Raw genomic sequence first — 17,425 nt, forward strand, 5'->3', positions numbered from 1 at the left:
TCTTAGCTGCGGCGCACCAGCAGCTCCTTGGCAAGCTGCTCCAAAAAGGCGCTCTTTTCGCCAAATTCTGCGCGCAGGGAGGCGCAAGTCCGGTCGTTCAGCTTCTGGGCCAGCTCCATGGCACCGTCGGTACCGTAAAGGGTAACGAAGGTGGTCTTGTCGTTTTCGCTGTCGCTGCCGATGGGCTTGCCCAGCTGCTCCTGCGAACCGGTCACGTCCAGCACATCGTCAACGATCTGGAACACCAGCCCGATGCCGAAGGCGTACGCCTCCAGCTCTTTGCACTGGGTCTCGTTGGCCTGTGCGGCGGCAGCGCCCATCTGGACGGCGGCGTTGATGAGCGCACCGGTCTTATTGCGATGGATGAGGCGGAGCTGCTCTTCCGTTGCGGCCAGCGCCTCATATTTCAGGTCAAGCTCCTGCCCGTAGACCATGCCGCGGCTGCCCGCACCGGCACCCAGCGCCTTGGCCGCCCGGACATTCACGATGGCGGGAGCCTCCACGTTCGCGATGACCTCGAACGCCTCGGTCAGCAACACATCACCCGCCAGCATAGCCGTGGCTTCGCCAAAGGCCTTGTGGCAGGAGGGCTTGCCCCGGCGCAGGTCGTCGTTGTCCATGCAGGGCAGGTCGTCGTGGATCAGCGAGTAGCAGTGCAGCATCTCCACCGCCGCCGCAAACTGTTCGGCAGCGGCCGCATCGCCGTTCAGCATATCGCAGACGGCCAGCACCAGCACCGCACGGATGCGCTTGCCGCCGCCGAGAAGGCTGTACCGTGCTGCACGGCAGACCTCCGATTCTTCGGGCAGAAAGGCATCACAGGCAGTTTCCAGTGCGCGGTTGACCCGTGCCAAATACTCCTGATACTGCGTCGCGTAATCCATACGAAAATCCTCCTTAGTGATCCGCTTCCGGCGTCTGAGCTTCGGCACACTTGGCGTCGATCTCATCCAACTGCAGGGAAGCCTTTTCCAGTGTATTGCGGCAATATTCGGTCAGCGATGCCGCTTCGGCATACAGCTTGACCGATTCTGCCAGCGTGGTCTCCGGCTGCTGCATCTGGTCGAGGATGGCTTCCAGCCGGTTCATACCTTCTTCAAAGCTTTTGGGTGCTCTCATTGGGTTCCTCCACGGCATCCACGGTACAGCGGATGCGGTTCTTTGCGCCGCAGAGCGTAATGCTCTGCCCCGCCCGGAGCGCATCCGGGGCGCAGATGCGGCCCTTTTCGTCCTGCACCAGCGCGTAGCCCCGCGCAAGGACGCCATAAGGGTTCAGCGATGCCGCCAGTGACGCGGCATGGTTCATTTGGAGCGCACAGCTCTGCTGCTTTGCCCGCGCCGCTGCACTGAGCTGCCCGGTCAGCATCTGCAATTGCTGCTGGCGCTGGGCAAGCTGACCCTGCATCTGCGGGCGGGAAAACGCCTGTGCCGTTTCGTCCAGTCTATTATAACATAACTCTAGCTTGTTTTGGATAGAATTGTGAATATTTTCTTCCAAAATGAATAATTTTCGCGCATACTCGGCCCGATCCGGCACGGCAAGCTCTGCCGCCGCCGAGGGGGTCGGGGCCCGCTGATCCGCTACGAAGTCCAGAATCGTGAAGTCGATCTCATGGCCGATGGCGCTGATGAGGGGCGTTTTGCAGCGGTAGGCTGCCCGCGCGATCCGCTCCGCATTGAAGACCCAGAGATCTTCCCTGCTGCCGCCGCCCCGCGCCACGATGATCTCATCGACTCTGCCGCTCTTGTCGAGCCGGTCGATGGCCGCGGCGATCTCATCCGCCGCCTCAAAGCCCTGCACGTTGACCGGGCAGAGCAGCAGCTTCACAGCAGGCCAACGCCGCCCGATGACATTGCGGATATCCTGCAATGCGGCACCGGTCTTGCTGGTGACAAGGCCGATGCACCGGGGAAACTGCGGCAGCGGCTTCTTATGCTCCGGCGCGAACAGACCCTCTTGGTCGAGCTTTGCTTTCAGCTGCTCAAAGGCAAGCTGCGCCGAACCGATGCCATCCGGGAACATGTCGTTGACATAGACTTGAAACGCACCGTCCCGCTCGTAGAGGGTGACCCGGCAGCGCACGACGACCTTCATTCCCTCTTCAGGGCGGAACCCCAGCCGCCGCGCGTCGGAGCGGAACATGACGGCTTTCACGCTGGCGGTCTCATCCCGCAGGGAAAAATAGCAGTGGCCGCTCCGGGCGTTCTGGACAAAGTTTGCGATCTCGCCCCGGAGCGCAAGGTCAAACAGCAGGTCGTTCGCATCGAGCAGGGTCTTGACGTAGCGGTTCAAAGCCGAGACAGAGATCACTTCAGCCATGATCCGACCTCCCGTGCGGCAAGGATCGACACCCCGATGGCGTTGTCGCTGGAATACTGGCCCGGCACAAAATACACCTGCGGCAGACGCTGCTGCACCCATTGGCGGATGATATCGCTGCTCATGACGCCGCCCGCGCAGACCACCGGAAGCTCCGGATATTCTTTCTGCGCAGCCTTGGTCATCTTCACAACGGTATCCGCCACGCAGAGCAAGCAGTATTTGCAGACATAGTCCGGGCTTTTCCCGGCGGCAAGCAGGGCATTGCACTGGTTTTCCAGCCCGGAAAGGCTGCACTGCATCCCCTTGACGCTCGATTTCGGCTTGATGGGTTCCTCACACAACGCCGCAAGGCGGGAGACTTCGACACCGGCCGGAAAACCAAAGCCCAGCTTGACGCCTACGCGGTCCACCGCCTGCCCGGCGTAAAGGTCGGTGCTGGTGCCCAGCGTCTCGATCTGTTCCACCTGATCGCAGAGCAGCAGGTCGGTGGTGCCGCCGGAAATGTGGAAGAGCAGTACCTTCTGGCGGAACAGCTCCTCCCCTTTTGCGGCAAACAGCGCTGCTGCGGCGTGGCCCTGCTGGTGGGTCGTGCGGATCAGCGGGATGCCGCGGGCCTTGGAAAAGGCCGTGGCCGCGCTGACGCCCGCAAGAAAGCAAGGCATATAGCTGCCCTCCACCGGGCGCGGCTTCTGGGAGACGCCCACAGCAGAGATCTGCGTCAGGTCGAACTCCCCGCTCAATTCCTCCAGCATTTCGGGCAAGGCGGTGGTGTGGTGGAACAGCGCATCGCTCTGACGCAAGCCGAGCTGCCCCTCCTTGACCGGGAGAAACCGCTTCTTTGCACAAACAACCTCTCCGGCTGTATCAAAAACCGCCAGAGAGGTTGCATAGTTGCTTGTGTCGATGCCCAGTGTATAGCGGCTCACAGTGTTTCGGACGCTGCATCCTCGGCAGTGTCCAGCCCCTGCTCGCGGGCGACCGTGCCCAGCAGACCGTTGACGAACTGGTGATCCTCATCTGCTCCGTATTTCTTGGTCAGCTCCACGGCCTCGTTGATGACGACGGCGACCTTCTTCTCGTCGCCGTACAGCATCTCGGCCAGTGCCAGACGCAGCACCGTCAGGCTCACGCGGGGCAGACGGGCCATGGTCCAGTTGCGCAGATGGCTGCTGATAAGGTCATCCACCTCCGCGGAGTGGTCGTAGTAAGCGTTCAAAAGCCGCTTGCCGAACACATCCACCGGGTGCTCTTCGTCTTCCGTGTTGTTGAGCAGAGCCTCCTGCAGGGGGATATCACCAAAGGTCTGCGAAAAAGCCAACAAAAACGCATTTTCGCGGGCTTCACGACGGGGCAAAACATTTTCCATAGTAGTTTTCTATTCCTCTCACTTATTCCTGTTCTGCGGCAGCAACACCGGCGATGACCAGATTGACGCGGCTCACGGTCACGTTGGTCATGCTCTGAACAGCAGTCTTCACATTTTCCTGCACCTTTTCAGCCACAGCGGGGATGCGCGCGCCAAAGGCGACCACCAGATTCAGGGTCAGTTCCGCGGTGCCGTCCCGCATTTCCACGATCACGGGCGGCTGGATGCTGGCAGCTTCCAGAAAATCCTTCACCTTTTTGTTCTGCTTGCCGCAGGAAACCTCGGACACACCGTCCACTTCCAGTGCAGCGCAGCGTGCGATCTTGCCGATGACTTCGGTGGAAATCTGCAGGGTCCCGCCGTTCAGATCCATATTCTGTAAATCCATTCTAGGTCCTCCATCTAAAATAAGCGTATGCTCATTCATTTTATTTCCATCTTTGCAGGGAGACCTCCCTGCCGTTCAATGCTTATGTCTATTATACCATCTTTCTCGCCGATTCACAACCGTTTCTTTTGGTTCCGGGGTCGGCTTTTGCAAAAGGCGGCTCAGCTCGCACACGCACAGGCAGCAGACGAAGAACACCAGCAGCAGACAGTCCGGCGGCAGACGGCGCATCGGCACCACCTGCGGCGGCAGGGTGCTGAATACGCTCTGCTCCCCGCTCGGCAACAGCAGATAAAACAGCCCCAGTGAAAGCGGCAGGTGCAAAAGACGTGCTGTGTATAGGGGCCGGAGCGTCATTTCCGGCGGGCAGAGGGCCCGGACTTGGAGCAGGACCGAAAGCCCCTGCACACTGAGAGCCGTGCAGCAAAGGAGGCTGGCCCACCGCCCGGTGCGGGCCGCCAGATCACACCCGGAACAGACTTCCAGCAGCATGGCGCAGAGCGTCCCTGCCATGGGCGGGAGGAGCGCCCCGGCCCCGGCTGCCAGCATCCGGAAAAAGAGCACGAAGCCGCAGAGCTTTACGTAGCCGATCGCTGCGTCGGTGAGAACATCCGTCAGGCGGGGCGGCTCCGGCGAGGGCTGCACAGAAATGGTCCGCATCCCTTCCCCGGCCGGTGCCATCCGGCACAGCAGCGCCGCCGTCAGATAGCCGGCCGCCAGCTGCGCGCCAAACAGCAGCACACCGAGTTCAGCGCTGCCCAGCATACTCTCCCCCACCGTCAGCACCACAAAGGACGGCCCGGAGCAGACACACGCGGGCAGCAGGGCGTCCGCTTCCCGCCCGGTGAGCTGCCCGGTCCGCACGGCCTGAGCCGCCGCATTGGCTGCCGGAGCAAAGCCCCCGAAGAAGCCGATCATCAGCACCCGCGCGGCGCAGGGGCTGTGCACCCCGATTCCCCGTGCCAGCGGACGGAATGGGACAGCCAGCAGGTCGCTGGCCGGGCACTGCACCAGCAGCGACGACACCACCAAGAACGGAAACAGGGACAGCAGCAGCGGCCCGCCGCAGAGCACCAACCCCTCCCGCAGGGCCTGTGTGCAGGGTCCCGGAGCCGCAAACGGCAGCACTCCGGCCAGCACCGCCAGAAGAAAGAATCCGATTTGATACATACAAAACCCCTCCGCTTCCATATATATGGAACAATGGGCGGAGCTTTGCACAGCAAGTATGGGGAGGGAGCGGGCGTGAAACAACAGCGGACCGGACGTCTTTCCCTGCGGGAGTGGTTCCAGCGGATGTTCCGCCAGCCTGTGCGAGGCTTTTACGGCCAGCCCTCCGTCTACCGCAGCGGCGACCGGATGGAGATCGAACAGTTTCAGCGCATCCTCCTCTACGATGAAGAAAAGCTCTGCCTCGAATTCCGGCGCGGGCGGTTCACCGTTTACGGCGACGGGATGCGGATTGAAACGCTGGCCGCCCACCGCATCACCCTGCGGGGCATCTTTCTGCGCACCGAATTTTCCAGCAGCTAGGAGGCGGAACGGATGGAATTGCAGTTGCTCTGGGCTGGGGTAAGGTTTTCCGCGCGAAACGGGAATGGGGAGGGGCTCCTCTCCGAAGCGGCACGGACGGGCCTTCACCTCTCCGAGGTCACGCCGCAGCCCGGCGGCTTTGCGGCCCGGTGTGCGGCGTGGCGCTACCGAAAGCTCGCAGCGCTGGCCCGGAAGCGGCGGGTGCGGCTGCACATCGCTCAGCGCACCGGCCTTTACTTTTTCCTCCGGCCCTTTCTCCGGCGGCGGGGGCTCTGGGCGGGACTGCTGCTCTTCGTTCCCCTGCTGCTGTGGTCGCAGAATTTTGTCTGGGCCGTGGATCCCAGCAGCCTTTCCGCCGGGCAGCAAGCACGGGCCAAGCAGATCCTGCGGGAAACGTGCTCGATTGCCCCCGGCAGCTTCATCACGCAGGAAAAGCTGACCGCCGGGGAATACGCCCTTTTGCAGAGCGGAGAGTTTTCGTGGGCGAGCCTGAATTTTCAGGATGGGCGGCTCGTGGTGGAAGCGGCCGCCGCAAAGCCGGTGCCGGACATCGCCGCCGGAAAGCTGGACGGCGTATTGGCCAAAACCGCCGGAACCGTGGTCCGCACCAATCTCACCAGCGGCACGATGCTGGTCACCCCCGGACAGGCCGTGGAGGCCGGGCAGCCCCTCATCGGCACAGCCCGCACAGAGCGGGACGGCACCCCCATCTTCGAACCCGCCGCCGGGGCCGTCTTCGCCCGATTCGATTGGGAGCACGTGCAGACAGAGCCGCTGATCGTTTCCGCAAAACGCCTGACCGGGCGGCAATTCAGCCGCCGTGTCGTTTCGTTTAATGGATGGAATCTTCCCCTGCCGGTTTGGAAGCAATTTTCAGAAGAAACGGCGCTTGCCATTTCCCGCACCGTACAGCCGGAGTGGCTGGGGCTGTGCCTTCCCTTTTCCATCGCAGAAACCACTTATTACGAGCAGACAGAGCAGGAAATTTCCTACACCGAAGAACAGGCGCTGGCCTTGGCAAAACTCCACAGCCTGCAAGCGCTTTTCGCCGCTGCCCCGGATGCGGAATTTGTGGCCCAGAAAGAAGATGTCTCCACCGAAAACGATACCCTGCGTTACCGGGTCGTTTATACGATTATTGCCGATATCTGCGCAGACTAAAAGGCGGCAGAGAGCGAGAAACTCTCTGCCGCCTTTTCATACTATTTTAATTTTTCCAACGCATCCGTCTGTTGCTGCGCTGCCGCTTTATGATACCACACATTTGCAATTTCCAAATCTTTTGGAACAATGATTCCATTTTCATAGAACCACCCCAGATTGAATTGTGCATCGCGGTCACCATGCTGCGCGGCACGTTCCGTCCAATAAAATGCCTGTGTGAGATTTTTTTGAACCCCATAACCTTCCAGATAGAAATATCCCACTTGACATTCCGCCAGAGGATATCCCTTTTCTGCAAGTTTCAAATGTCCTGCAAAACACAATTCATATCGCTTTGTGTTCCAATACTGTTCAATCAACGCATTACATTCGTCAAGTTCTTTACAAGGAGCATAGTAATCAGACACTTTCATTTTCCTCAGTCGGCACGGGCGTTTTGTGCTTATCTACAGCCTTTTGGACCAGCTCGTTCAGGTCGAACTGATACTTGGTGTGGCAGAAGTGGCAGACGACCTCGCAGTTGGGGTCCTCGTCACGGAGTTTTTCCAGCTCCTTTTTGCCGAGGCTGAGCAGCATCTCTTCGGTGCGCTCGTGGCTGCAATCGCATCGGTAGGCCACCTCCCGCTCGTCGAGGACATTGGGGTTGAAGCCCTTGAGCGCCAGTTCCATCATATCCTCCGGCGTCTTGCCCGCGCGGAGCAGCTCGGTGACGGAGGGCATGGCGGCAATGTTCTGTTCCAGCTGCGTGATCTCAGCATCGGTCGCACCGGGCAGGAGCTGGATGAGGTAGCCGCCCGCACAGGCAATGGTCAGATCGGTATCCACCAGCACGCCCAGAGCGCAGACCGTGGGGATCTGCTCGCTGTAGGCGTAGTAGCTGGTCAGATCCTCCGCGATCTCGCCGGAGACCAGCGGCACCTGCCCGACGGTGGGCTCCTTCTGCAGCCGGTTATCGCGGATGACGGTCATAACACCGTCCCTGCCGACAGCCCCACCGACGTCCAAGTGGCCGTTTTCCTTGAGCGGAAGCTCCACCAGCGGGTTGTCGATGCAGCCCTTCACGTTGCCGGTGCCGTCGGTGCACGCGATCAGCACACCCGCCGGGCCGTTGCCGGAGACGCGCAGGGTGACGGTATCGCGGTCATCCTTGAGCATAGAGCCCATCATGGCGGCACCCGTCAGCAGACGGCCAAGGGCCGCGCTGCAAGTGGCGCTGGTCTTATGGAGCTGTTCGGCTTTGCGGACGATCTCGGTGGAGTTCACGCCGCAGAACACGACGCCGCCGTTCTCCGACAGGCCGCGGATCAGATTCGACATATTATTGTTCCTCCAATTGGGTATACTGCTTGACCGCACAGAAGAAATAACGCTCGCTCTCGTCGGTCAGAGGGCCGAACGTCTCGCCGTCGCAGACGCTTTCCAGCACAAAGCCGTGCTGTTCCAGCGCCGCGCGGATGGTCTCAAGGTCGTAGGTGTACTCGTAGAACTGTTCGTGGAAATGCTCGCCGGTCTCCCGGTAGTCGATGTCCACGGTGATCTCCACCCGGCGGTTTTCCGCATCGTAGTGGTTGCGCCAGACGCAGGAAGCATCCTCTTCCTCAAAAGTGAACTCGTTCTCTCCCAGCACATTCTGGTGCTTGTAGGGGGTGTTCATATCAAAGAGGAAGACGCCGCCCGCTTCCATGAAAAAGCCCGCATTCGCAACGGCGGTATCGAGGTCCGGGATGTGGTTGAACGTGTCAAAAGTGGACACCGCACCCCGGATGGTGCCGTAGAGGTCGAGCTTGAGCAGGTCCTGCTGCAAGAGCAGGAGCTTGCCCGAAAGGCCCAGTTGTTCGGCCTTGTCCCGAACGACGCAGAGCATCTCCTCGGATTGGTCGATGCCGATCATATCGTAGCCCGCTTGGGTCAGCATCAGGGTCAGTTCCCCTGTGCCGCAGCCAAGGTCGGCCACGATGCCGTCCGCGATGCCGTGGGCGGCCAGTTCCTTCTGGATGTGTTTGTACAGGGCGTCGTAATCGGCTTCCCCATTGAACTCATCGTAAAAATAGGCAAATTCGTTGTAAGCCATCGCTGTTACTCCGCATCCTCTTCGGCCACCGCTTCGTTCAACACAGCCTGCAGCTCCGGAATGCCGTAGCCGTTTTCGCCGCTGGTCAGCACGACCTTCCGGCAGCCGTAGGGCAGACAGATCGTTTCGAAGTCTTCCTGCGTCTTGGCCAGTTGGCTCTTCTTGAGCTTGTCCGCCTTGGTCAGCGCCACAACAAACGGGATGTCGTGGTAATGCAGATATTTGAGCATCTGAAGATCATCCGCGCTGGGGGCGTGGCGGCAGTCGATGAGCTGGACCAGCAGGGTGTGGTGGCGGGGCGCTTCGAAGTAGCTGTTGATCAAGTCATCCCAACGCTCACGGTCGGCGTTGCTGACCTTGGCGTAGCCGTAGCCGGGCAGGTCCACAAAATAGCAGTCATCCACCGAATAAAAGTTGATGGTGGCCGTTTTGCCCGGCGTGCTGGAGACGCGGGCCAGATTCTTGCGGCTGCACAGCTTGTTGATCAGGCTGGACTTGCCCACGTTGGACCGACCCGAAAAGCTCAGTTCCGGGCGGTCACTTTCGGGCAGCTGGCTGGAAATGCCGTAACTGGCGATAAAGTCCGCTTTGTTATAGTTCATCGTGTTGCTCCTTTGTCAGCAGACCGCACCGGGCTTGGGCTGCTCTGCGGGCTTCGGCTGGGAAGCCGCGTCCACAGGCTTTTTTGCCTTTTTGCTGGGGTGCGAATGGCGGGCGGAAACGGTTTTGGGTTTGAGCAGCGCGGCGTTCAGCACCTGCGCCAGATTGGACATGGGCAGGAACTGGAGGTTCTTCTTCACCTCGTCATCCACCTCATACAGGTCGGAGACGTTGTCCTTCGGGATGAGGACGGTCTTCATCCCCTCACGGTAAGCAGCCATGCTCTTTTCGCGCAGACCGCCGATGGGCAGCACGTTGCCGTGCAGGGTGATCTCGCCGGTCATGGCGACATCGCCGCGCACCGGGATGCCGGACAGGCAGGATACCAGCGCCGTGGTCAGGGTGACACCGGCGGAGGGGCCGTCCTTCGGCACGGCGCCTTCGGGGGCGTGGATGTGCAGGTCGCACTTTTTCAGGCGCTCCGGGTCGATGCCGTACTCATCCGCATGGACGCGGACATAGGTGACGGCAAGCTGGGCGCTTTCCTTCATCACGTCGCCCAGCGAACCGGTGACCGTGATCTTGCCGCTGCCGTTGTCCATGACCTGCACCTCGATGGGCAGGGTCTCGCCGCCCACGCTGGTCCATGCCAGACCGTTGGCGATGCCGATGGCATTGGTGCGGTTGAGGAAGTCGGGCTTGATCATCTTGGGGCCCAGCAGCTCTTCCAGATTGGAACCGGTGACGGCGAAGCTTTCCACCTCGCCGGAAGCAATCTTGCGGGCACACTTGCGCAGCACGCTGGTGATGGTACGCTCCAAGTTGCGGACGCCGGCTTCGCGCACATAGCCGTCGATGATGCCGTACAGCGCACTCTGGGAAAAGGTGACCTTGCCGCTCAGGCCGCATGCCTTGAGCTGCTTGGGCACCAGATGCTTGCGGGCGATGTTGTATTTTTCCACGCGGGTGTAGCTGGGCAGCTCGATGACATCCATACGGTCCCGCAGCGGGCCGGGGATGGCGCCGAGGTCGTTGGCCGTGGTGATGAAGAGCACATGGCTCAGGTCAAACGGCATATCAATGAAGTGGTCGTTGAAGGCAGCGTTCTGCTCCGGGTCCAGCGCTTCCAGCAGAGCGGCAGCCGGGTCGCCCCGGAAATCGCCCGCCAGCTTATCGATCTCGTCCAGCAGCATCAGCGGGTTCGAGCTCTTGGCCGTGATCATCGCGCTGATGATCTTGCCCGGCATGGCGCCGATATAGGTGCGGCGGTGGCCGCGGATCTCGGCTTCATCCCGCACGCCGCCAAGGCTCAGGCGGACATACTTGCGGCCCAAACTTTCGGCGATGGAGCGTGCAATGCTGGTCTTGCCGACGCCCGGAGGGCCGACGAGGCAGATGATCTGGCCCTTGACGTCCGGGGCAAGTTTCCGGACGGCCAGCACCTCAAGGATGCGGTCTTTGACCTTTTTCAGGCCGTAGTGGTCGCGGTCAAGGATGCGCTGGGCCTTGGCGATGTCGAGGTCATCCTCGGTGAAGGTGTTCCACGGCAGCTCCAGACAGGTATCCAGATAGGTGCGGATGACCGTACCCTCCTGATTGCTGCTCTGCATCTTGGAAAGGCGGTCCGCTTCCTTGAGCAGCTTCTTCTCACGGTCGGCATCCAGATGCAGCTCGGTGATCCTGCGGCGGTACTCCTCGGCTTCGGCGGTGGTGTCGTCGTCCTCGCCCAGCTCCTCGCTGATCATGTGCATCTGCTCGTGCAGGTAGTAGTCGCGCTGGTTTTTGTCCATGGCTTCATCGACCTTCTGGGCGATCTCCTTGTCGATCTCCAGCATCCGGCGCTCCCGGTGCATCCGCTCCACCAGAAGGCGCAGACGGCCGATCAGAGTCCCCTCTTCCAGCACGGCTTGTTTGTCCTCAAAGCGGAACAGAAGGTTTGCCGGGATGTACTCGCAGAGGAAGGCGGGGTCGTTGTTGGAATTGACCGCGAACACCACATCCTTGCCGATGCGGGGGTTCAGGTTGAGCAGCTCGTCGAAGCTCTTTTTCACGTTGCGGAGCAGCGCATCCGCCTCGGCCTCTTCTTCGGGCTTCACGGGGCGCACCGGCGTGGGGCGCACCGAGGCCAGCAGGAAGCTGCCGTCGGTGTCGATCTGGGTGAGCTTGGCGCGGTATTTGCCCTCCACAAGGATGCGGACGAGGTCATCCGACACCCGCATGACCTGCTTGATCTCGGCTACGACACCGTAATGATACAGGCCGTCGGCGGCGGGGTCGTCGGCCTTCATGTCCTTCTGGGCAATGAGGAAGACGTTGGAATGATTGCTGACCGCCCACTCCACCGCGGCAATGCTCTTTTCGCGGCCCACTTCAAAGTGAAGCAGGTTGTTGGGGAAAACCACAAGCCCCCGCAGGGCAATGGCGGGCAGATGGAGAATGTTCCGCTCCACCCGGACCGTAACTTTTTCAGACATATGCAAAACCTCTTATTCTCCACGATGTTCGTGGGTGTTGTAACCGAGACGACCCAGTGCGGGCAGGATGGCGCGGAGGGTAACGGACGTCAGTGCGCCCATCACAAGCCCCAGCACCAGCATGACCGGCGCGTAGTAAAGGGAGACGGCGGTGGAAAGGATCACGCTGGCTCCCAGAAGCTGACCGATGTTGTGGGCCAGTGCACCGCAGACCGACAGGATATACCATGTCGGCCGCACCGGGAAATGATAATACAGCAGCCACATCACCAAAAGCGAGAGCAGACCGCCGCACAGCGAGAGGAACCCCGCCGTCCAGCCGGACACCAAAAAAACGAAGAGCGCCTTGAGGATATCCAGCACCAGCGCCTGTTTCGGCCCCATAAAAAACAGGGCGTACATCACCACAATATTCGCCAGCCCCAGCTTCATGCCCGGCAAAAGGCCGGGGATGACGAGGGTGCCCTCGATGAACGAGAGCGCCATCGCCAGCGCGAACAGCAGCCCGGAAAGGGCGATGCTGTGGGTCTTGGAGTCATTGCGGCGGTTCTTTGGCATGTTGGCTGCTCCTTTGGTCGTTATTCTTCTGCGGCTCCCTGCTCGTACTGCTCCTGTTCCTCCATGGCCTTTTCCCATGCGGCGAACAGTTCTTCCTGATGGAAGCGCAGGTCGGCAAGTTCATCGCTCTTTTCCCGCAGAAGCTGCGGGTCGTTGTACACTTCCGGCGAGTTGATCTCGTTGTCCAGTTCCACCTCGCGGGCACCGCACGCCTCCATCTCGTCCTCACAGGCTTTGATCTTGGCACGCAGCTCGGCGCGGCGGCGGCGCTGCTCCTTGCCGTAACCGGCCTTGGCAGGCTCGGATGATTTTTCGGGCTGGGCGGCGGCAGGAGCACTGCGTCCCATCAGAGCGTCGTAGCTGGGGTAGAGCGTCGCCTTGCCGTTCTCCAAATAGAGGATCGGGCAGCCGAGGCTGTTCATCAGGTGGCGGTCATGGGTGACCATCAGCAGGGTGCCGGTGTAGGCCATCAGCGCCTCGGTCAGGTTCTCGCGGGTATAGATATCCAAGTGGTTGGTGGGCTCGTCGAGGAAGAGCAGGTTCGGCCGCTCCAACACGATCTCAGCAAAGCGCAGCCGGGCCAGCTCGCCGCCGGACAGGGCTTCGCAGGGCTTGAAGACCGTTTCGCCCCGGAAACCAAGCTTCGCCAGATGGCTGCGGACTTCCAGCTCGGTCATCCGGGGGTATTTGTTCCAGATGACGTCAATGACCCGGCCTTGACCCAAACGGTTCTGCTGCTGGGCAAAGATGCTGGGGCGGGCGCCGGTGCCAAGCCGCACCATACCGCCGGAGGGGCGGCGCTTGCCGTCCAGCACCTGCATCAGGGTGGATTTGCCCGCGCCGTTGGGGCCCGCAATGACCAGCCGCTGCCCGCGGCAGACTGTATAGGTGAAGGGTTCCAGCAGGGTGCGCTCCCCGATGCGGATGGTCAGATTCTTCATCAGCACCAGCTCGTTCCACGGCTCCACGTCGTATTCGAAGCGGAACTTGAGCTGATTCGTCTCATCTTTGGGCGCTTCGGTGATCTCCAGCTTTTCCAACTGTCTGCGGCGGCTCTGGGCCATTTTGGTGGTGGAAGCGCGCACAAGGTTGCGGTCCACGTAATCCTGCAATTTCTCCGCCAGCGCCACATCGGCGTCGTGCTGCTTCTGGCGCAGCGCATCGGCCGCTTCCTTCTGGGGCAGATAGGCCGAAAAGTTGCCCTTGTAAGTCGTCATGGTCTGGAACGAGACTTCCCAGATCTTCGTACAGACGTTATCGAGGAAGTACCGGTCATGGCTGACGACGAGAACCGCGCCGGAATACCCCTTAAGGTAATTTTCCAGCCACTCCATTGTTGCAAAGTCGAGGTGGTTGGTGGGCTCGTCCAGAATCAGGACGTCCGGCTTCTGGAGCAGCAGCTTTGCCAGCCGCAGCCGGGTCAGCTCGCCGCCGGAGAGGACCGCGATGTTCTTGGTCCATGTGTCCTGCCCGAAGCCCATGCCGGACAGCACCTTTTTGATGTTGACGTCCATATTGTACCCATCGGCTGCGTCGATGATGTTCTGGAGCGCATCGTGCTGTTCCAGCAGCGAAGCATCCTCCGGAGAGGCCGCCATCCGGCGTTCCAGAATCTGCATCTGCGCCATGGCGTCCAGTACATGCGCAAAGCAGGAGCGCATCTCGCCGTAGATATCCAGCGTAGGGTCGAGTTTTGCGTTCTGTTCCAGATAACCGAGGGTAACGCCGTGGGTCACGCTGAACTCGCCCTCGTAATCTGTATATTCACCGGTCAGGATCTTCAGCAGGGTCGTTTTGCCCGCGCCGTTCTGGCCGACGATGCCGATGCGGTCTTCCCGCTCGACACTGGCGGTGACGTCGTGCAGGACGATCTTTTCACCGAAGCTCTTGCCCAGTTTTTCCAAATGTATCAGCATTGTTGTTCATCCAATCTTTTGTTGCCCTTGCCGCACAGCGCCGGAACTTACAGCTGATGGCGGCGGTTCTTCACCCCGACGTTGGCCAGTTCCTCCGGCTCCATGACCAGAGGGTACAGCTCTTCAAGGTTCGAGATCTCATACGTCGGGCAGACCTTACCCGGATTTTCGGCGTGGTTCGGGTTATACCAGCAGGTGTCCAACCCAGCGTTGATGCCGCCCTGAATGTCGCTGGTCAGGCTGTCGCCCACCATCAGCACATGCTCCCGGTTCTCCACGCCCAGCGAGCGGAGGGCCGCATCGAAGATCTTGCGGTTCGGCTTTTCACTGTCCAGCTTTTCGGAGACAAAGACCTCCTCGATGAAGTCCTTCATGCCGGATTCCGCCACCCGGCGGGACTGCACCCGGTCAAAGCCATTGGTCACGACGGCCAGCGTCGCCACCTCGGAGAGTTCCTTCAGCACGTCCAGCACATTGGGGGCGGCGAGGTCGGGGTGGGTGGAGAGCTGGTCGAGATAGAACTTATTCATCTCCGCCCCATTGCCCGCAGCATCGACCGCTTTCAAAAAGCGGGTGAAGCGCTCGGCCATCAGTTTGTCGCGGCGGAGCTGGCCTTTTTCCAACTGACGCCACAGTTCTTCGTTGATGGTGCGGTAGGTCTGGACCGTTTCGGCGTCCGGCTCAATGCCGTAATTGCGGAGCGTGTCCGCCAGCGCCTTGCTCTCCGCGGCGTCGAAATCAAGCAGGGTATTGTCTGCATCGAACAGGATGCAATAGTATTTTGCCATAGATCGGTTTCCCCTCTTATCGATTGTTTTTCAGGGGACCTTGTCCCCTCACCGGAGCCATTTTTTCAAAGCTTCAGGAACAGCGAGAAGCCAGCCCCGCCCCGGCAGAGCTGGCTTCGCCTTATTCCTCGACTACTTCATACGTTTCATCGTCGGTTTGTTCCGGACGGTTGTCCTCACAGCGGGAAGTATCGGAATCGGAGCAGGGATTTTCCGGGCACTTCGACATTTCGGATTCCAAAACGCCGTTGTCCACATTTTCCCAGTCCATCTCGTACCAGTCCACGCTGCCGTCGGTCACATTCTCTTCTCCGGGAAGGCCCGGAACACGGATCTCTTCACAAAACATCCGCTCACGCTCCCTTCTGCCCAGCTTATGCAGCGGAGCGCAAAAAGGTCAGCGGCTGGCAGATCCTTCGGTTTCCGTGTTTTCGGCAGTGCTCGAAGCGGGCAGGTCGTTCTCGGCCTTGCTCTCGCTTTCCGCCTTGGACTCGCTGTGGGAAGAAGCGGTTTCCTCGCTCTTGGATTCACTGGCCGACTCGGCCTTGGATTCGCTCTTGGACTCCGATGCGCTGGACGCCGAGCTGGAAGAATGCTCCGAGCTGCTGGAAGTGCTTTCGGCGGTGCTGTGGGAAGAGCTGGACGAGGACGCGGGCTTTTCCTCCGAATTGCCGGAGCTGCTGGATGTACTGCCGGAGCTTGCTCCGGAAGAAGACGAGCTGGAGGAGCCGGAAGAAGAGCTGCTCGACGCGCTCGAATGGGACGAACTGCTGGAGGCGGCCTCGCCGCTGACGGTCAGCGTCAGGGTGTTGCTACTCACCTTGCAGTCGTTGTAAGTGACCACAGCGTAGATCTTATAACTGCCGTTTGCAACAGAGGATGCCGGGACGGAGACGGTCGTCTGGCCGGCAGCGGCCTTAACTTCCTCGCCGTTGGCGTACCAGCGGATCGTATCGCTGCTGGCGTACTTGCCGCTGATTTTTGCGTGGAAGATATAGGAGCCGCTGAACAGGCCCTTGCCCTCGCTGCTGACCTCCACCGACACGGCGGCGAAGACGGCGGTCACATCGAGGTTCTGCTTGAACTTCGTGTCCGTGCGGGTCTTGCTGGTCACGCCGTCGCTCCACTTGACGAAGACATGCCCTTCGGCGGGCACAGCCGTCACACTGACGGTCTGGCTTGCATCGGTGATGCTATAGCTCAACGAAGTCTTGCCGGATTCGTTCCCGGAAGCCAGCGTGCCGCCGCCGTTCTTATCGACCTGATAGCGAGCTTCATAGTGGACCGCCTCGACCGAGCTGCTGGTGCTCTCGCTGGCGGCTTCCGAGCTGGGGGCCTGAACCGCAGAGCTTGGGTTCGAGACATATTCCAGCGTGCGGATCGGAATGTTGTTGGTATCCGGGCGGTTGTCGGTGGTCTCGCAGGCGTGGGTGCGCAGATAGTTCAGCGCAGCCTTGAGCCCGGCGCTCTTCAGATGGATGTCACCACTGGTGTAATAATCTGCTTTTCCATAGCCGTCGTCCCCCTTGAGGGTCTCGGCGGTGTTCAGGAACTTGAGGCCCAGCTGCTCACACATGCTGAGCAGAGCCATGTTCATATCGTCGATCTTGGCCTGATCCATGTGGGGATAGGTCGAGTGGTCCGCCGGGATGGGCGGGATGGTGTTGACGATGATGTCGGTGTACGGGTAGCTTTCCCGGATAGCCTGTACCAACGCGGTGTAGTTGCTGATGAAGTCAGCCACTTCCATGCCGGTATCGTTGGTGCCGAGGGTGATGACCACGCGGCGGGGCTTCATCATGGCGACAGCCTGTGCGATGGTGTAGGAATTGCTGTCCTTCTTAAAGGTGACGATCCCTTCGTGCAGCGCCACCTGTGTGCCGATGCCCTCCTTGGCGCAAAACTGCTGCAGGGAGATCAAGCCGTTGTTGTAGAGGCGGACGGTGTTGGAATCGCCGAGAAAAAGAGTTTCGTCCTGATAGGACTGGCCCGCGTCGGCCGTCTCGGTCAGCAGGGCGGAGGAGGTGTTGTCGATCTGGTAATGGCCGGCCAGATCATTGCTCCCCGCCGGAGTGTCTGTCGTCACGGAGTCCGCATCGGGGACAGCCGGGGTCTCCCCTTTGCCCCGCTTGAGCAGGGTCAGGGTGATGCCGATGGTCAGCAGAGCCGCCAGCGCGCATACGACGCAGACCAGAACCGCCTGCCGCTGCAAAGGAGTCATGGATTGCTTGTCCGATTGTGTCC

The 17,425-nt window shown here is 60.5% G+C and carries 19 protein-coding genes; 2 read left to right on the forward strand and 17 right to left on the reverse strand.

Annotated features, from left to right (window positions below):
• Nucleotides 1-2: 2 nt before the first annotated feature.
• From C4N23_RS01460 to C4N23_RS01490, 7 genes are all read right to left on the reverse strand, one after another.
• Nucleotides 3-884, reverse strand: coding sequence for a polyprenyl synthetase family protein (locus C4N23_RS01460; protein WP_112143567.1), 882 nt, complete (start codon nt 882-884; stop codon nt 3-5).
• 13 nt (nt 885-897) lie between these two features.
• Nucleotides 898-1,119 (reverse strand): exodeoxyribonuclease VII small subunit, encoded by a 222-nt coding sequence (gene xseB, locus C4N23_RS01465; protein ID WP_242852769.1) that lies wholly within the window; start codon nt 1,117-1,119, stop codon nt 898-900.
• Nucleotides 1,097-2,320 (reverse strand): exodeoxyribonuclease VII large subunit, encoded by a 1,224-nt coding sequence (gene xseA / locus C4N23_RS01470; protein ID WP_112143569.1) that lies wholly within the window; start codon nt 2,318-2,320, stop codon nt 1,097-1,099. Before xseA ends, xseB begins: the two co-directional genes overlap by 23 nt.
• Nucleotides 2,308-3,249 (reverse strand): tRNA (adenosine(37)-N6)-threonylcarbamoyltransferase complex transferase subunit TsaD, encoded by a 942-nt coding sequence (locus C4N23_RS01475; protein ID WP_112143571.1) that lies wholly within the window; start codon nt 3,247-3,249, stop codon nt 2,308-2,310. The genes xseA and C4N23_RS01475 overlap by 13 nt, the downstream gene beginning before the upstream one ends.
• Entirely contained in the window at nt 3,246-3,689 is a 444-nt protein-coding gene (nusB, locus tag C4N23_RS01480) for a transcription antitermination factor NusB (RefSeq protein WP_055188027.1), read from the reverse strand. The genes C4N23_RS01475 and nusB overlap by 4 nt, the downstream gene beginning before the upstream one ends.
• Nucleotides 3,690-3,711: 22 nt before the next feature.
• The gene (locus C4N23_RS01485; RefSeq protein ID WP_112143573.1) at nt 3,712-4,077 is read right to left on the reverse strand and encodes an Asp23/Gls24 family envelope stress response protein; all 366 of its coding nucleotides are present in this window, start codon (nt 4,075-4,077) and stop codon (nt 3,712-3,714) included.
• Between the two features lie 75 nt (nt 4,078-4,152).
• Entirely contained in the window at nt 4,153-5,247 is a 1,095-nt protein-coding gene (locus C4N23_RS01490; protein ID WP_181567056.1) for a hypothetical protein, read from the reverse strand.
• A gap of 75 nt (nt 5,248-5,322) precedes the next feature.
• On the opposite strand from C4N23_RS01490, the gene C4N23_RS01495 reads away from it, so the two are divergent.
• Both C4N23_RS01495 and C4N23_RS01500 read left to right on the forward strand, forming a co-directional pair.
• Nucleotides 5,323-5,610, forward strand: a complete 288-nt coding sequence (locus C4N23_RS01495; protein ID WP_242967985.1) for a YabP/YqfC family sporulation protein — start codon at nt 5,323-5,325, stop codon at nt 5,608-5,610.
• A gap of 12 nt (nt 5,611-5,622) precedes the next feature.
• Entirely contained in the window at nt 5,623-6,771 is a 1,149-nt protein-coding gene (locus C4N23_RS01500; RefSeq protein ID WP_112143575.1) for a sporulation protein YqfD, read from the forward strand.
• Nucleotides 6,772-6,812: 41 nt separating this feature from the next.
• On the opposite strand, the gene C4N23_RS01505 is transcribed toward C4N23_RS01500, so the two are convergent.
• From C4N23_RS01505 to C4N23_RS01550, 10 genes are all read right to left on the reverse strand, one after another.
• Nucleotides 6,813-7,187: a tetratricopeptide repeat protein gene (locus C4N23_RS01505; RefSeq protein ID WP_112143577.1), complete on the reverse strand. Its 375-nt coding sequence runs from the start codon at nt 7,185-7,187 to the stop codon at nt 6,813-6,815.
• Nucleotides 7,174-8,091, reverse strand: coding sequence for an Hsp33 family molecular chaperone HslO (hslO, locus tag C4N23_RS01510; protein WP_112143579.1), 918 nt, complete (start codon nt 8,089-8,091; stop codon nt 7,174-7,176). Before hslO ends, C4N23_RS01505 begins: the two co-directional genes overlap by 14 nt.
• A 1-nt stretch (nt 8,092) precedes the next feature.
• Nucleotides 8,093-8,845, reverse strand: coding sequence for a class I SAM-dependent DNA methyltransferase (locus C4N23_RS01515; protein WP_112143581.1), 753 nt, complete (start codon nt 8,843-8,845; stop codon nt 8,093-8,095).
• Between the two features lie 5 nt (nt 8,846-8,850).
• Nucleotides 8,851-9,447, reverse strand: coding sequence for a ribosome biogenesis GTP-binding protein YihA/YsxC (gene yihA / locus C4N23_RS01520; protein ID WP_097838712.1), 597 nt, complete (start codon nt 9,445-9,447; stop codon nt 8,851-8,853).
• Between the two features lie 15 nt (nt 9,448-9,462).
• Nucleotides 9,463-11,919 (reverse strand): endopeptidase La, encoded by a 2,457-nt coding sequence (gene lon, locus C4N23_RS01525; protein ID WP_112143583.1) that lies wholly within the window; start codon nt 11,917-11,919, stop codon nt 9,463-9,465.
• A 12-nt stretch (nt 11,920-11,931) separates the two neighbouring features.
• Nucleotides 11,932-12,477: a Gx transporter family protein gene (locus C4N23_RS01530; RefSeq protein WP_055188009.1), complete on the reverse strand. Its 546-nt coding sequence runs from the start codon at nt 12,475-12,477 to the stop codon at nt 11,932-11,934.
• 20 nt (nt 12,478-12,497) lie between these two features.
• Nucleotides 12,498-14,393, reverse strand: coding sequence for an ABC-F family ATP-binding cassette domain-containing protein (locus C4N23_RS01535; RefSeq protein ID WP_112143585.1), 1,896 nt, complete (start codon nt 14,391-14,393; stop codon nt 12,498-12,500).
• A 47-nt stretch (nt 14,394-14,440) separates the two neighbouring features.
• Complete coding sequence (locus C4N23_RS01540; protein WP_055188004.1) at nt 14,441-15,181, reverse strand: YjjG family noncanonical pyrimidine nucleotidase; 741 nt, start codon at nt 15,179-15,181, stop codon at nt 14,441-14,443.
• A gap of 121 nt (nt 15,182-15,302) precedes the next feature.
• Nucleotides 15,303-15,530 (reverse strand): hypothetical protein, encoded by a 228-nt coding sequence (locus tag C4N23_RS01545; protein ID WP_055188002.1) that lies wholly within the window; start codon nt 15,528-15,530, stop codon nt 15,303-15,305.
• A gap of 48 nt (nt 15,531-15,578) precedes the next feature.
• Entirely contained in the window at nt 15,579-17,402 is a 1,824-nt protein-coding gene (locus tag C4N23_RS01550; protein WP_112143587.1) for an SGNH/GDSL hydrolase family protein, read from the reverse strand.
• Nucleotides 17,403-17,425 lie beyond the last annotated feature (23 nt).

The organism is Faecalibacterium hattorii, assembly GCF_003287455.1.
Classification (GTDB): domain Bacteria; phylum Bacillota; class Clostridia; order Oscillospirales; family Ruminococcaceae; genus Faecalibacterium; species Faecalibacterium hattorii.